A 15,092-nucleotide genomic window follows, 5' to 3' on the forward strand; every position below is an offset into this window, starting at 1 on the left:
CAAATGTAGCGCGATTTTTCCTTATTAACGCAATAAAATTTTAATTTTGTTCCCTCCAATAATATTGAAATGACAGCAAAAGAGATTAGACAGGCATTCCTTAGTTTTTTTGAATCGAAACAACATCATGTTGTTCCTTCAGCACCGATTGTGGTTAAAAACGACCCAACTTTAATGTTTACCAACGCCGGTATGAACCAATTTAAAGATCTGTTTTTAGGGGAGGCCGCCATAAAATATTCTCGTGTTGCAGATACACAACGCTGTTTACGGGTTTCGGGTAAACATAACGACCTGGAAGAAGTAGGTATTGATACTTACCACCATACCATGTTCGAGATGCTGGGTAATTGGAGCTTCGGCGATCCTGCCCGTCCGGCAGGCGGGTATTTCAAAAAAGAAGCCATTGCCTGGAGTTGGGAATTATTAACTGAAGTTTACAAAATTCCGAAAGATAAATTATATGTTACCTATTTTGAAGGTGATGAAAAAGAAGGTCTGGAGAAAGACCAGGAAGCTTACGATCTCTGGAAACAGTATGTTGATGAAAGCCATATTTTACCTGGAAACAAAAAGGATAATTTTTGGGAAATGGGCGATACCGGACCATGCGGGCCATGTTCAGAAATCCATGTAGATTGCCGTACTGATGAAGAAAAAGCTTTAATTGATGGTGCTACCCTGGTAAATGCAGATCATCCTCAGGTAATCGAAATCTGGAATAATGTATTTATGCAGTTTAACCGTTTAAAAAATGGTTCATTGCAAAGTTTACCGGCTAAACATGTTGATACCGGGATGGGGTTTGAACGTTTGGTACGTGTTTTACAGGAAAAAACATCTAACTACGATACCGACGTTTTCCAGCCGATGATTCAGTTTATTGCAGAGAAATCGGGTATTAAATATGGTACTGATGAGAAAACAGATATTGCCATGCGCGTAATGGCCGATCATATCCGGGCCATTTCTTTTGTTATTGCCGATGGGCAACTGCCTTCTAATAATAAAGCAGGTTATGTGATCCGCAGGATTTTACGCCGGGCTGTACGTTATGCTTATACTTTTTTAGACTTTAAAGAGCCATTTTTAAATCAGTTGGTACCGCTATTGGCTGAACAGTTTAAAGCGGTTTTTGATGAGTTGATTTCGCAGCAGGATTTTGTACAAAAAGTGGTGCTGGAAGAAGAGGTTTCTTTCTTAAAGACATTAGAGCAAGGGATTAATTATTTTGAAAGACAAATGCTTGCAAGTAAAATGTGGGCAGATAGTTCTGTTTTAGAAGGAGGTTCTGCATTCTTTCTTCAAGATACATATGGATTTCCAATAGACCTAACAAATTTAATGGCTATGGAAAAAGGAGGTAGTGTCGATATGGCTGGTTTTAATATAGCTCTTGAAGAACAAAAAAATCGTTCTCGTGCCGCAACGACCATTGATACAGGTGATTGGGTTGTCGTAAATACTGATGAGCAAAGCGAATTTGTAGGTTATGATGATCTGGAAATCGAAACCGAGATTTTAAAATATCGTAAAGTTAAAGCAAAAGGGAAAGAGCAATATCAGATCGTATTGCGCCAAACGCCTTTTTATGCTGAAAGCGGTGGTCAGGTAGGCGATACCGGGCGTTTAGAAGACCATAGCCGCCAGTTTTGGGTAGATGTTACCGATACCAAAAAAGAAAACGGACTAACGGTTCATTTCACCGATATATTACCCGATAACCTGGAAGGTAAATTCTGGGCGGTTGTAGATGAAGATAAACGGATTTTAACAGAAGATAACCACTCGGCTACACACTTGTTGCATGCAGCGTTAAAACAGGTTCTGGGCAGACATGTTAACCAAAAAGGTTCACTGGTTAATGCCGATTACCTGCGTTTTGATTTTTCTCATTTCGCTAAGGTGACAGAAGAAGAACTGGCGCAGATCGAGGTAATTGTGAACCAGAAAATCAGACAGAACATTAAATTGAAGGAACAACGTAATGTTCCTTATCAGGATGCCATAGAAAGTGGCGTAACGGCTTTATTCGGTGAAAAATACGGCGATTTTGTTCGCATGATTACCTTTGATGATCACTTTTCTAAAGAGCTTTGTGGAGGTACGCATGTAAAAGCTACCGGACAGATCGGTTCTTTCAAAATTATTTCTGAAAGTGCAGTTGCAGCCGGTGTTCGCCGTATCGAAGCCATTACCGCAGATAAAGCAGAGCAGTTTTTCTTAGATCAAAGAAAAGAATTAGGACATTTAAAAGCATTATTAAACGGAAGCAAAGACTTATCGGCAGCTGTGCAGGCTTTACTTGATGAAAATGCAAAACTGAAAAAGGAAATTGAAAAATCAACAATTGAGCGTGTAAATACTTTAAAACATGAAATCGTACATCATGTAAGAGGCATTAATGGTGTTAACCTGATTGCTAAACACATTGATCTGCAAAGTGCTGAAGCCGTTAAAAATCTTGCTTTTTCTTTGAAAGATATGGTTGATAATCTGTTTTTAGTTTTCACAACAGAAATTGATGGTAAACCAGGGATAACGGTAATGATTTCTAATGATCTGGTGAAAAAAGGATTTAATGCTTCAAATATCGTTCGCGAATTAGGTAAAGAAATCCAAGGCGGCGGTGGTGGACAGCCATTTTATGCCACAGCAGGCGGTAAAAATCCGGCTGGACTAAATGTAGTTTTAGAAAAAGCGGAAGGCTTTATACCACAGCACTAAAATATCCTCTGGGTTGAATTAGCAAAACTGTAGTTAAAACAAAAAAGAGGCTTTAAGCCTCTTTTTTGTTTTAATGTCTACCATGACCATGTTTTTCTCGGTGTCCTCTAGAGAATAAACCAGGGTTTACTCTTCCACCGTGATGACCGCGATCTATATGTTGAGGTTTGAAATGATTTCTAGGCCCGCGGTATCCGATCCTGCCGCCACCATAAGATGAACGGTAATAATTGTTACGGCTAACATAGGTTACCCTATGCGTGTGATAATTTCGGTAAGGACTATTGCCATACATTACAATTTTTCTTCCATGATGTAAATCGTAACCTCTATACCTTGCTGGTAAATATCTTGATCTTGTCCAACGGTTCCCATTTAAATAAACAAATTGTCTTTGAGGAACGTAATAATAAGATTGTACTTCTGGAAGATAGTAATAATTAACATTTTGGTACCCTGCAGGAACCCACGCTGGTTGATGACCAATATTTACATTAATGTTTACTTGAGCGTTAGATTGATTAGATGTTAAAGCCACGATACCTAAAATCGCAGAGATGATGAATAACTTTTTCATAATAATCTATTTTATTTGTGTGTAGTTCAAACAATTCAAACGCTGTGCCAAAACATCTATTGTAACAGTTATATGAAAAAGGAGTCTCTTTCGAAACTCCTTTATTAACAACTAAGTACCCGTTTTAATGGCGTCCATGATCACGACCCTTCCGGTTGTCTCTTTCCGGACGGTTATCGTGGCCATTGTTAAATTGAGGACGGCCATTATTTTGAGCAGGTCTTGTTACGTTTTTTTGCACGATACGGGTAGGGCGGCTATTGATAACGCTGACGTTTCTTACAGGTCTTTGGTTGTACTTAGGATGTCCTTTTACAACAAAGTACTTTGTATCTCTACTATCCCTGATAATGGTTTGATGGCCACCATAGTTTTTATATTTACGGTATCTGGTTACATATATATTGTTTCTCAAATAAGGTTTAGGTTCATTGATTACCACTTTATAGGCACGGTATAAATCAAAGTTCCCGTATTGCGCAGGCAAACTATTTGCCCAAACCCAACGTCCTCCATTTGCATAGATGTATTGGCCTGATGGAACGTAATAATAAGCATCTATATCAGGGAAATAATAATAGTCTACGTGGTCATAACCTGTTGGGCCCCAAACGGGCTGTGAGCCAATATTAATATTTAAGCTAACCTGTGCTTTTGCATTATTAATGCCAAATAATGAAACCATCAGTACTGCGGCAAATAAAATTAACTTTTTCATAATTTTTTAATTAAAGTTTCTTATGTGTTTGGTTAGATAGACTACAGCACCAGAAGGTAGTTTAATGATGAAATCAGCTTTAACATTTTTTTAACTATTAATATTTCATTGAGTAATTTTACTCAGGTTATTGAGTAAAATGTAATAATCATTATAACTTGTTAATATTTAGCGTTTTATGTGATAATCTTAATTAGTGAAGTTGAGGATATCTAATTGTTTAAAGCTTAATTCATTACAATGAAAAATATTAACATTTGCAATTACTTAAGGAATTGAGTAATTTTACTCATTACATTGAGTAAATTGTTAAAAATGTTCCAAAGATCTTATTTACAGAATCTTATAAAGGTGATGAACCAGCCAAAAAGGTTTATTCAAGTGCTTGTAGGGCCAAGGCAAATAGGCAAAACAACGTTGATCAGTCAATTGGTTAAAGAAATTGATACGCCTTATATATTTGAATCAGCAGACGCAGTTGCCGCTTCAGACAGATCTTGGTTAGAGCTAATCTGGTTTAATACCAGGGAATTATTAAAAGAACCTGGTATTAATGAATATCTGCTGGTAATCGATGAAATTCAGAAAATTGATAATTGGAGTGAAATTGTAAAACGATTATGGGATGAAGACATGCGGAATGGAGTAAACTTAAAAGTAATTCTATTGGGGTCTTCAAGACTGCTCATTCAACAGGGGCTTACCGAGTCACTTGCCGGCCGTTTCGAATTAACTTATTTAGGACATTGGAGCTTTGCAGAAATGGAGAGTGCTTTTGGTTTTACTGCCGAGGAATATGTATGGTTTGGAGGTTATCCTGGTTCAGCAGGTTTAATTAAAGATGAAATACGCTGGAAAAACTATGTTTCAAATGCTTTAATAGAAACCAGCATCTCCAAAGATATTTTAATGCTTACGCGTGTTGATAAACCTGCGCTAATGAAACGTCTGTTTGAATTGGGCTGCCTTTATTCCGGTCAGATATTGTCGTTTACTAAAATATTGGGACAGCTTTCTGATGCCGGCAATACCACTACCTTATCACATTACCTGCAATTATTGGATACAGCAGGCTTGTTAGGCGGTATTGAAAAATTTGCGGCCGATGTAATTCGCAAACGTTCATCAAGTCCTAAATTCCAGGTGCATAACAATGCATTAGTGAGTGCACAGCGAAATGAGCTTTTTGCGGAAATAAAGAAACAACCAGCAGAATGGGGGCGAATGGTAGAATCATCAATTGGGGCGCATTTACTAAATTCTTCTTTTATAGAAGGTTACAAGGTCTTTTACTGGCGGCATAGAAATGATGAGGTAGATTTTGTTTTGGAGAAACGCGGTAAAACAATCGGCCTGGAAGTTAAAAGTCCCGGCTCGGTTAGTGGTACATCGGGCATGGATGCTTTCAGAAAAATGTACAAGCCCGATAAAATGCTTTTGGTTGGTGGCGGCGGATTGCCCTGGCAGGAATTTTTAAAAATTTCTCCATCGAGCCTTTTTTAACGAAAGACCAAATAATAACTATATTTGACACATTAATATTTAACCATTGATTAAACTGTATTAAGCTATAAAACTTGGTTAATAAAATTTATAACAATAGGAAGCCTTAAATGCCTTTACAAGAAACAAGCCCCCAAACTGATTACGAACTCGTTTCTGGATTAGAAATTCACGTTCAGTTAAATACAAATACGAAAATATTTTCTGCTGATAGTGCATCATTTGGGGCTTTACCTAATCAAAATATATCTACAGTTTCGCTGGCATTGCCTGGGGCCTTACCGAAGTTGAACAAAGAAGTAGTGGCAAAAGCTATCCGTATTGGTTTAGCTTTAAATTGTACCGTTAACCAGATCAATCATTTCGACAGGAAAAACTATTTCTATGCCGACTTGCCAAAAGGGTATCAGATTACCCAGGATAATCAACCGATCTGTATAAATGGTTTTTTAGAACTTGAATTGGCAGATGGTACTAAGAAGAAGGTTGGAATCAATCGCATTCACCTGGAAGAAGACGCTGGAAAAAGCATTCATGATCAGGATGATAACTATTCTTTGGTTGATTTGAACCGTGCAGGTGTACCACTGATCGAGATTGTGACCGAGCCTGATATCCGCAGTTCGGAAGAAGCTTCTGTTTTATTAGGTGAAATCAGGAAACTGGTGAGGCATTTAAATGTAAGTGACGGCAATATGGAAGAGGGCAGTTTGCGTTGCGATGCCAATATTTCTATACGCCCAAAAGGCACTGCTGAATTTGGAACACGTTGCGAAGTAAAAAACCTAAACTCAATGCGTAACGTACGTAGGGCTATGGATTTTGAATTTGGACGTCAGGTAGAAGTGATTGGTAATGGAGGGAGAATCATCCAGAGCACTTTAAACTTTGATGCCGATAAAGGAACAACTGCTCCAATGCGTACCAAGGAAGAGGCCAATGATTATCGTTATTTTTCTGATCCTGATTTACAACCTGTCTATATTTCGGATGATTGGCTGGCAGAAATTAAATCTCTAATGCCGGCCTTACCAAATGAGATTTCGCAGCAAATGGTTGCTGATTATGGAATCAGTAAAGCTGATGCAGCACTTTTTGCTGAAGATTTAGGCTTGTTGAACTACTTTAATACGGCCCAGTTAACTGTTAACAATAAAAAAAGCTTAATTAACTGGTTAATTGGCCCAATTAGAGCTGTTTTAAATGAAAAAGGAATTACGATATCCGATTTCAAAGTTAGTCCAGTACAACTGACAGAAGCGGTTAACCTGGTTGATGATAAAAAAATTACGCAGCAAATAGCGATACAGCAATTATTACCCGCTGTTGAAATGGCAAATGATGCTAAAGTTATCGATTTGGCACAATCATTAAACCTATTGATTTCTGAAAACGGAGATGAACTCAGTAGTTTTATTGATGAAGTGTTAAATAAATATCCGCAACAGGTAGCAGCGTACAAGAAAGGGAAAAAGGGCGTTTTAGGTTTGTTTGTTGGCGATGTAATGAAACTAGCTAAAGGAAAAGCCGATGCTAAAAAATTAAATGAACTAATACTTGAAAAACTGAAATAATGAGAATAAAACAATTGAGCCTGATCATGCTGATTGCGATTGCTTTCACTGCATGTAAATCTAAAGATAGCTTTACAATTGACGGAACTTTTCTAAATCCGGGTAAGGAGAAGAAAGTGTTTTTGTACGGCATGCAAAATAGCAATATGGTTGCAATCGATTCAACCAATTTATCCGAAAAAGGTGAATTTAAATTCATCCGTAAAACGCCGTCTGTTGATTTCTTCAGGGTATCAGTAGGTAACCATGAGTTTATGTTAATTGCAAAAAATGGCGATGAAATCAAATTAGAAGCTGATTTGGCTGATAAAAACATGGCTTATAAAATTTCAGGTGCAAATGAGGTAGAAAAATTATCAGAACTAAATGCCATTAGAAACAATTTTGCCAAACAGGTAGAAAAATTACAGGCAGATTTTGAAGCAAAAGTGGCTACACAACCTCAAAATAGGGCAGCTGTGTTAGAATCGATGAAACCACAGTACGAATCGTACATCAATCAATTAAATACACAGATTATAAAATTTGCGAAAGATAATAAAGGTACGTTAGCCAGTTTCTATGCCATGAATACTTTAAGTCCGCAAGAATTTGAAGCTGAATTGGTACAATTTGCCGATGAGGTGAAAGAAGAGATTAAAGGTAATGCCACGGTAGATGCTTTTGTAAAACAAATGGCACTTTTAAAAACGGTTCAGGTTGGTCAGGTTGCCCCGGCATTTACGATCAATACAGCGGATAACAAGGCAGTAAGTTTATCAGATTATAAAGGGAAGTACGTATTGATTGATTTTTGGGCATCATGGTGCCAGCCTTGTCGCCAGGAAAACCCGAATGTAGTTAAGGTGTACAATAAATATAAAAATAAAAACTTCGATATCATTGGCATTTCACTAGATACGGATAAGGCTGCCTGGTTAGGTGCGGTGAAAGCAGATGGGTTAGCCTGGACGCATGTTTCGGAATTGAAAGACTTTAATGGCGAAACGGTAAAAAAATACCAGGTGCAAGCTATCCCAACATCTTACCTGGTTGATCCTGCAGGAAAAATAGTGGCTAAAAACCTACGTGGTGATGAACTAGATGCATTTTTAGCCAAAACGTTACGTTAAAACAAATTCCATGTTAAACTAATTTAAGTAATTAACAATTTCTTAACTTAGCCTTAACTAAATATTGCATCATAGACACTACTTTCGTAACAAATATTTAACTATGAACAACGCAGGTCAGAAAATATTAATTGTTGATGATGAACCAGATATTCTGGAGCTTATAGAATATAATCTTAAAAAAGAAGGTTATCAGGTTTTCACAGCTACCAATGGCCAGGAAGGAATTACTGTTGCGAAAAAGGTACATCCAGATTTGATTATTTTGGATATTATGATGCCTAAAATGGATGGAATTGAGGCTTGCCGTTTAATGCGCGCAATACCAGAGTTTAAAAATACATTTATGGTTTTCTTAACTGCCAGAAGTGAAGAATATTCAGAAATAGCAGGTTTTAATGTGGGTGCTGACGATTATATTGCAAAACCGATTAAGCCACGTGCTTTAGTTAGTCGTATTAATGCGATTTTGAGACGGAATACCGGAACCGAAGAAGTTTCTGAAAACAAATTGGAAATTGGTGATTTAGTAATTGACCGTGAAGCTTATTTGGTTTTTCAGGGCGGTAACAAAGTAGTACTGGCTAAAAAAGAATTTGAACTTTTATACTTACTGGCATCAAAACCCGGAAAGGTGTATACCCGCGAATCGATCCTGAAAAATATCTGGGAAGATTCGGTCGTAGTAACCAATAGAACAATTGATGTACATATCCGCAAGTTGAGAGAAAAGTTAGGTGAAACTTATGTTTCAACTGTAAAAGGAGTTGGCTATAAATTCGAGTTAGCATAAATACATTAACTTAAAAAAAAATAGGCCGTCCGGATTTAGCATCCAGGCGGCTTTTTTTATCTATTTAAAATCTTCAATTAGATACTGAAACACCCGTCCGACCGGCCGGGCGGAAGTTCAGGATCGAATTTAAGAATTCGTCATGCTGAATTCATTTCAGCAACTTTGTTAATAAAGACCATGAAATAAATTCAGGGTGACGAGCGCCTTAAAAAATAAATCGTATTTTTGCGCTTCATTAATTAATACGCAGTTTGAAGTTTCCAAATTTTAAAGACCTTATTCTTTTCGAAGACAACGATTTTATTGTGATCAATAAACCTCCGTTTTTAGCCTCACTTGATGAACGTGGCGGATCAGGAGAGACCAACGTATTGCGTTTAGCTAAACAATACAGCGATGATGCACAGGTTTGTCACCGTTTGGACAAAGAAACTTCAGGCGCATTAATTATTGCTAAAAATCCGGAAGGTTATCGCCATGCTTCGATGCAATTCGAGAGAAGAAAGGTAAATAAAACTTATCATGCGGTGGTAGATGGTCACGTTATTTTTGATCATTTAATGGTTGATCTACCGATTTTGAACGATGGCAATAAAAATGTAACCATTGATAGGGCAGAAGGTAAAAGAGCGGAAACTATTTTCGACTCGTTAAAATACTATAAACACTATACTTTGGTGGAATGTAAACCCATTACAGGTCGTATGCACCAGATCCGCATCCACCTGGCCACGCAAAGAGCTGCCATTGTTGGTGATGATATGTATAAAGGGAAACCAGTTTTTCTTTCTTCAATTAAAAGAGGTTATAAATTAACCAAAGGCGAAGAGGAGCAACCTATTATGAAACGTTTTGCGTTACATGCCCGACATTTGGTTTTTAAAGGATTAGATGATCAAGATATTGTGATTGATGCTCCTTATCCAAAAGATTTTGCAACTTTAATTAAACTATTGGATAAATTTGATGCATAAAAGAGCGCTTTAAATTGGCTTCTGTTTTTGTTTTTCATACTTTTGTGCATCCTCCCTCTATTTAAAAAACAATAGAATGTACATCAGATTTGTAAATTACCTTGATAAGATTAACCAGTACCGAAAATCTAAAATATCAAACCGTAATTTCTTAGTTATCCTTGCCGTAATTGTTGGGATTTTAGCCGGATTGGCTGCAGCTGTTCTAAAAAGTTTAACCCACCATATTGAAGAATTTCTTCAGTCAGACTGGCACTGGAAATATAAATACTATCTGTACTTTATATTTCCGATGATCGGTATTTTGTTAACGGTTTTGTATATTAAGTACTTTATCCGTAAAACAAAATTCGAAACAGGTTTAACGCCTTTGCTTTACGCCATTTCAAAAAAATCGAGTAAGGTAGAAGCCCATAATATTTACTCGCAGATTATTACTGCAGCGATTACCGTTGGTTTTGGCGGTTCAACAGGTTTAGAAGCACCGATTGTAACCAGTGGATCAGCCATTGGTTCCAATCTTGGACGTGTATTGGGTCTATCATACCGCGAAATTACGATGTTGGTAGCCTGTGGTGCCGCAGCAGGTATTGCAGGTGCTTTTAATAGTCCTGTAGCTGGGATTGTTTTCGCCATCGAAATTCTATTGCCTGAATTTACCATTCCGGCATTTATTCCTCTTTTACTATCCGCAGCGACTGCAGCGGTGGTGGCCAGATTATTTTACACCCAACAACTTTTCTTTTTGGTTACAGAAGGTTGGAAAGTTAATGCCTTATTCTACTATGTCATATTAGCTTGCTTTATTGGTCTGTTCTCCATTTATTTTACAAAAGCAAATTATGCCGTAAAGGGGCTATTCTACAAAATAAAACATCCCTACACCAAGGTTATTGTAGGTGGTTTAATGTTGGGCGCTTTGGTGTTTCTATTTCCAACTTTATACGGGGAGGGATATATTACCATAAAAGGTTTATTAAAAGGTGATTATCAGACAGTTATTAACAATAGTATTTTTGCTGATTATAGTTCGATTTCAGCTTTGGTTGTGCTATTTACAGTTGTAACCATCTTTATGAAATCGATCGCTACACTGGTTACTTTAGGCGCTGGCGGTAACGGTGGTACCTTTGCGCCCAGTTTAATTATGGGCGGTTTAATTGGGTTTATCTTTGCTTACACGGTAAATCTTTCTGGTATAGCACACCTCAACGTATCTAACTTTATTGTGGCTGGTATGGCTGCAGCATTAGGATCAATTATGCATGCACCTTTAACAGGCATTTTTTTGATTGCCGAAATTACGGGTGGATACATTTTAATGGTACCGCTGATGATTACCACCGCCATTTCTTATGCGATTAACCGCAGCTCGCAAAAACATTCAATTTATACCAAGGCACTTGCAGATAAGGGAGAGCTGTTGTCTCATGAAGATAAGGATACTACCGTGTTGAACCAGATGAAGTTAAGATACCTAATCGAAAAAAGCTATCCTCAGTTACAGATGAATGATTTAATTTCATTGAAAATGAATGAAATTATGCAATCTCACAAGAATGTAATTGCGGTTACCGATGAAATTGGAGATTTTAAAGGTATAATTTACATAGAGGAGTTATTTAACGAAATGGTGAATCATCCTGATAAGGAAAATTTGAAAGCATCTCACCTGGTACAAACCGCACCAAATGCTATTACCGATAATGATGATTTGAAGACGGTATTGGAAAAAATGGAACGGGATAATGTATGGATTTTACCTGTGTTAACCGTTAAGAACCAATATTTGGGCTTTGTTTCTAAAACAGCAATTTTTAACAAATACAGGGCTTTGCTGATGAGGCAAAATGATTATATGGGTTAATCCCTAATCCTGTGATATCGTCATTTCGGCCGTAGTGGAGAAATCTATTAACAAATAATTCAATAGATCTCTCCATTTCGCTATGCTTTCAGTCGGGATGACGATTTTGTAAATTAGTTAATCTTACTCAGCTCTTTTTAAGCCGAACTTTTCAATTTTACTATATAAGTGACTTCTTTGAATATCAATTTCATCAGCTGTTTTTGATACATTCCAATTGTTTTTTTCCAGCTTAAACTTGATGAATTCGCGTTCTGCATAATCTTTATAATCCTGGAAATTATTGAACGAATCGAAAGAAGAAGACAGGCCGGCGCCTCCTCCTGCGTTAGCAATCTGTGTACTTGTTGAAGCACCAATGTTTGTACCACCTCCAGGATTAGCAAAGGCGCGCACGTCATTTTCGGTAATAACCTTATCGCTTAAAATAATCAAACGCTCAATCATGTTGTGCAGCTCTCGTACATTACCTGTCCATGGTAAAGCTTGCAATGCCAACATACCACCCTCATTTATTTTTTTAACAGGCATTCCATAATCGCTGCAGATGCTTTCTAAAAAGTTCTGGGCAATAACTGGAATGTCATCAGTACGTTCAGTTAAATGCGGAACATGTATATTGATTACGTTTAAGCGGTGGTATAAGTCCATACGGAAGTTACCATCTTCAATTTCTTTCAATAAATCTTTATTGGTTGCAGCTAAAACGCGAACATTTACATCAATTTCCTTTTCGCCACCTACACGAGAAATCTTATGCTCTTGTAAAGCACGTAGAACTTTTGCCTGGGCAGAGAGGCTCATATCTCCAATCTCATCTAAAAATAAAGTTCCACCGTTAGCCAGTTCAAATTTACCTATACGTTGCTTAACCGCCGAGGTAAAAGAACCTTTCTCATGTCCGAATAATTCACTTTCAATGAGTTCTGATGGGATCGCTGCACAGTTTACCTCAATTAAAGGGCTATCGGCACGGTTAGATTTTTCGTGTAACCAACGGGCTACGAGTTCCTTACCACTACCATTTGCACCAGTAATCAATACGCGTGCTTCAGTAGGTGCAACTCGCTCAATGGTCTCCTTAATTTTGGAAATGCTTTCCGATTCGCCTAAAATCTCACGGGTTTTGCTGGCTTTACGTTTTAAAACTTTAGTTTCAGTAACTAAATTTCCACGGTCTAAACCATTACGTACGGTAATTAATAAGCGATTCAAATCTGGTGGTTTCGAAATAAAATCGAAAGCTCCTTTTTTGCTGGCTTCAATGGCAGTTTCAACTGTGCCATGGCCGGATATCATAATGAATGGTAAGTCAGGTTTGATAATCTGTGCCTGCTCCAGCACTTCCATACCATCCATTTTATTCATCTTGATATCGCAAAGAACCAAATCGAAATTTCCTTTTTTGATCATTTCGAGGCCGTCGATACCATTATCTATATCTTCAACATCATAATTTTCATACTCCAGAATTTCGCGTAAGGTACTCCTTATCGCACGTTCGTCATCAATTATTAATAATTTAGCCATTAGAGATGTATTCCTTTAATTTTGAAATGCGAATATATTATTTTTTAATTAATGTATAGTTTTTTATACAATAATACGCTATAAACCCTAAATGATGCTAAAGGTTTTAATAAGTATACACTAATTTAAACTTACTTAAATTTGGCTTATGCTTTTTTGGCCTGCTCATCTCAAACTCGTAAATCGTACGCCCCAGGTTTTTCATAAATGGAAAACAAACTGTTTCGTACTCATACTTATTATCGTTAAAAATGCCATCTTCATTGCTTTGTACTACAGCGGTTAAGAAATACTCCATTCCATTCGTGAAATCAACGAAATAAGAATTATCAATGATGTAGCCATAGCTATCACCATATTTATTAAAGATTCTGATGTGGGGTTCTGGTGTTACCTTTTCTCTTCCGTAATACAGCATTTTCGCGTAGGTTGCCCAGAATTCTTTAGGATCATATTTGGGATAATCACTTTCGGTAGGATATTTACTCATGTAAGTATAAATAAGTTTATAATCTTCATGAGTGAGATTAAACCGGTCTTTAGCCGAAAATGCCTCAGGAAAAATCAACTTCTGTATCAGCTTTTGTTGGTCGTTAATGGGGAAAGCGTTTTTGCCGGCTAAGTTAAATGGTTTGTTTACTAACTTATCCGTACTGTCCATATATCCGGTGCCCATCACCACATGGTTCAATTTCAATTCATATTCTTTTGAATCGTACTGAGCAGGCTGCTCATAAACTAATTGATTGCCATTGTAAAAATGAATGGGATTGGTATGTCTGGCAGATTCACCGGCATCACCAATGGCGAGGCGATTTAAAATGCGACTATGATTTAGTCCGTTCGCTTTCAGTTTTTCATTAATTTCTGCCCGGCCAATAAATTCGAATATACGATTGAAGGCATCATTATCACTGGTAAGCAAAATCTTTTTGATGTAGTGTGCTATGGATGGAAGTCCGTTTTTAGCACTTGTATCTGTTGAAACTTTCGTTTGTCCTTTATAAGCACTATCAGTAATCATGGTGCTTTGGGCTGTTAAACCGGTATTTTTTAAGCGGTTTACCTTTTCCAGCGCAAAAATCACTGCGGCAAGTTTAACCGTGCTTGCCGGATAAAAATAATGACTTGGATCTAAATGATAACTAAAGGTTTTAAAGGCAGGCCTATTTTTTACATCGCGGTTAATCTGGGTATAAAGAATCTGAATCTGGTTTTTATCCGGATGGCTGAGCACCGAAGAAAAAAGTTCAGCTTTACTTTCCATTAGCTTCCTAAGGAAAACAGTATCTGTTTTTTGTGCCATTGCGGATAAACTGATTGACATAAATGCTGTAATTAAAATCCTTTTCATGAGCAAAATTTAATTTCTAATTTAGCTTTTTCTGTTAAAATCGCCATTTTCCATCATCCATTTTACATGTTGCTTAATTTTGTTACTTTTGCAGCGCTTTTGGTTTCCGGTTTTACACCCGGAATTAAAAGGGAATACAGTGTAAATCTGTAACTGTCCCGCAGCTGTAAGCTCTATAATGTTTTTTCAATCTATAAGTCACTGCCTAATTAACTACAGGGTGGGAAGGCAGAAAAAACAGGAGCAAGTCAGAAGACCTGCCTTTAGCATTTAATTTCATAGCTTTCGGGGATTGAAGCTAGGATTGAGATATTAACGTTGTTCATATTTTCATTTCCTTTTCTTATCTGTTGGCTGTGG

11 protein-coding genes and 1 riboswitch are annotated in these 15,092 nt (G+C 37.2%); of the genes, 7 read left to right on the forward strand and 4 right to left on the reverse strand.

The annotated features are described in order from the left end of the window. Positions 1-69: 69 nt before the first annotated feature. The gene (alaS, locus tag BLR60_RS01285) at positions 70-2,727 is read left to right on the forward strand and encodes an alanine--tRNA ligase (protein WP_090496244.1); all 2,658 of its coding nucleotides are present in this window, start codon (positions 70-72) and stop codon (positions 2,725-2,727) included. Positions 2,728-2,797: 70 nt separating this feature from the next. Here the strand turns inward: alaS and BLR60_RS01290 are convergent, their stop codons facing one another. Beyond that, the gene (locus BLR60_RS01290) at positions 2,798-3,304 is read right to left on the reverse strand and encodes a hypothetical protein (protein WP_090496245.1); all 507 of its coding nucleotides are present in this window, start codon (positions 3,302-3,304) and stop codon (positions 2,798-2,800) included. 124 nt (positions 3,305-3,428) lie between these two features. Then, the gene (locus BLR60_RS01295) at positions 3,429-4,022 is read right to left on the reverse strand and encodes a hypothetical protein (protein ID WP_090496246.1); all 594 of its coding nucleotides are present in this window, start codon (positions 4,020-4,022) and stop codon (positions 3,429-3,431) included. A gap of 315 nt (positions 4,023-4,337) precedes the next feature. Here BLR60_RS01295 and BLR60_RS01300 point away from each other — a divergent pair, with 315 nt between their 5' ends. The 6 genes from BLR60_RS01300 (at position 4,338) to BLR60_RS01325 (ending at position 11,848) form a co-directional block, all read left to right on the forward strand. Next, positions 4,338-5,525, forward strand: a complete 1,188-nt coding sequence (locus BLR60_RS01300) for an ATP-binding protein (RefSeq protein WP_090496247.1) — start codon at positions 4,338-4,340, stop codon at positions 5,523-5,525. Positions 5,526-5,635: 110 nt separating this feature from the next. Then, positions 5,636-7,099, forward strand: a complete 1,464-nt coding sequence (gene gatB, locus BLR60_RS01305) for an Asp-tRNA(Asn)/Glu-tRNA(Gln) amidotransferase subunit GatB (protein ID WP_090496248.1) — start codon at positions 5,636-5,638, stop codon at positions 7,097-7,099. Continuing rightward, on the forward strand, positions 7,099-8,211 hold the full coding sequence (locus BLR60_RS01310; protein ID WP_090496249.1) for a TlpA disulfide reductase family protein: 1,113 nt from the start codon (positions 7,099-7,101) through the stop codon (positions 8,209-8,211). The genes gatB and BLR60_RS01310 overlap by 1 nt, the downstream gene beginning before the upstream one ends. A 103-nt stretch (positions 8,212-8,314) precedes the next feature. Then, the gene (locus BLR60_RS01315; protein ID WP_090496250.1) at positions 8,315-9,004 is read left to right on the forward strand and encodes a response regulator transcription factor; all 690 of its coding nucleotides are present in this window, start codon (positions 8,315-8,317) and stop codon (positions 9,002-9,004) included. A gap of 254 nt (positions 9,005-9,258) precedes the next feature. Further along, on the forward strand, positions 9,259-9,981 hold the full coding sequence (locus BLR60_RS01320; protein WP_090496251.1) for an RluA family pseudouridine synthase: 723 nt from the start codon (positions 9,259-9,261) through the stop codon (positions 9,979-9,981). A 76-nt stretch (positions 9,982-10,057) separates the two neighbouring features. Next, positions 10,058-11,848 (forward strand): chloride channel protein, encoded by a 1,791-nt coding sequence (locus BLR60_RS01325; protein ID WP_090496252.1) that lies wholly within the window; start codon positions 10,058-10,060, stop codon positions 11,846-11,848. A gap of 123 nt (positions 11,849-11,971) precedes the next feature. Here BLR60_RS01325 and BLR60_RS01330 read toward each other — a convergent pair whose 3' ends face one another. Both BLR60_RS01330 and BLR60_RS01335 read right to left on the reverse strand, forming a co-directional pair. Further along, positions 11,972-13,378: a sigma-54-dependent transcriptional regulator gene (locus BLR60_RS01330; protein ID WP_090496253.1), complete on the reverse strand. Its 1,407-nt coding sequence runs from the start codon at positions 13,376-13,378 to the stop codon at positions 11,972-11,974. 106 nt (positions 13,379-13,484) lie between these two features. Beyond that, positions 13,485-14,732 carry a serine hydrolase gene (locus BLR60_RS01335; protein ID WP_244155559.1) on the reverse strand — a complete coding sequence of 416 codons (1,248 nt, stop codon included), beginning with the start codon at positions 14,730-14,732 and terminating at the stop codon, positions 13,485-13,487. Positions 14,733-14,815: 83 nt separating this feature from the next. Next, a riboswitch (cobalamin riboswitch) is annotated at positions 14,816-15,011 on the forward strand. Positions 15,012-15,092: the final 81 nt, after the last annotated feature.

The organism is Pedobacter terrae (assembly GCF_900100705.1).
Taxonomy (GTDB): Bacteria; Bacteroidota; Bacteroidia; order Sphingobacteriales; family Sphingobacteriaceae; genus Pedobacter; species Pedobacter terrae.

What these genes read in the sequence shown, in the direction of transcription:
- alaS (WP_090496244.1), top strand. Translation starts at nt 70, where the DNA reads ATGACAGCAAAAGAGATTAGACAGGCATTCCTTAGTTTTTTTGAATCG.
- BLR60_RS01290 (WP_090496245.1), bottom strand. Translation starts at nt 3,304, where the DNA reads ATGAAAAAGTTATTCATCATCTCTGCGATTTTAGGTATCGTGGCTTTA.
- BLR60_RS01295 (WP_090496246.1), bottom strand. Translation starts at nt 4,022, where the DNA reads ATGAAAAAGTTAATTTTATTTGCCGCAGTACTGATGGTTTCATTATTT.
- BLR60_RS01300 (WP_090496247.1), top strand. Translation starts at nt 4,338, where the DNA reads ATGTTCCAAAGATCTTATTTACAGAATCTTATAAAGGTGATGAACCAG.
- gatB (WP_090496248.1), top strand. Translation starts at nt 5,636, where the DNA reads ATGCCTTTACAAGAAACAAGCCCCCAAACTGATTACGAACTCGTTTCT.
- BLR60_RS01310 (WP_090496249.1), top strand. Translation starts at nt 7,099, where the DNA reads ATGAGAATAAAACAATTGAGCCTGATCATGCTGATTGCGATTGCTTTC.
- BLR60_RS01315 (WP_090496250.1), top strand. Translation starts at nt 8,315, where the DNA reads ATGAACAACGCAGGTCAGAAAATATTAATTGTTGATGATGAACCAGAT.
- BLR60_RS01325 (WP_090496252.1), top strand. Translation starts at nt 10,058, where the DNA reads ATGTACATCAGATTTGTAAATTACCTTGATAAGATTAACCAGTACCGA.
- BLR60_RS01330 (WP_090496253.1), bottom strand. Translation starts at nt 13,378, where the DNA reads ATGGCTAAATTATTAATAATTGATGACGAACGTGCGATAAGGAGTACC.
- BLR60_RS01335 (WP_244155559.1), bottom strand. Translation starts at nt 14,732, where the DNA reads ATGAAAAGGATTTTAATTACAGCATTTATGTCAATCAGTTTATCCGCA.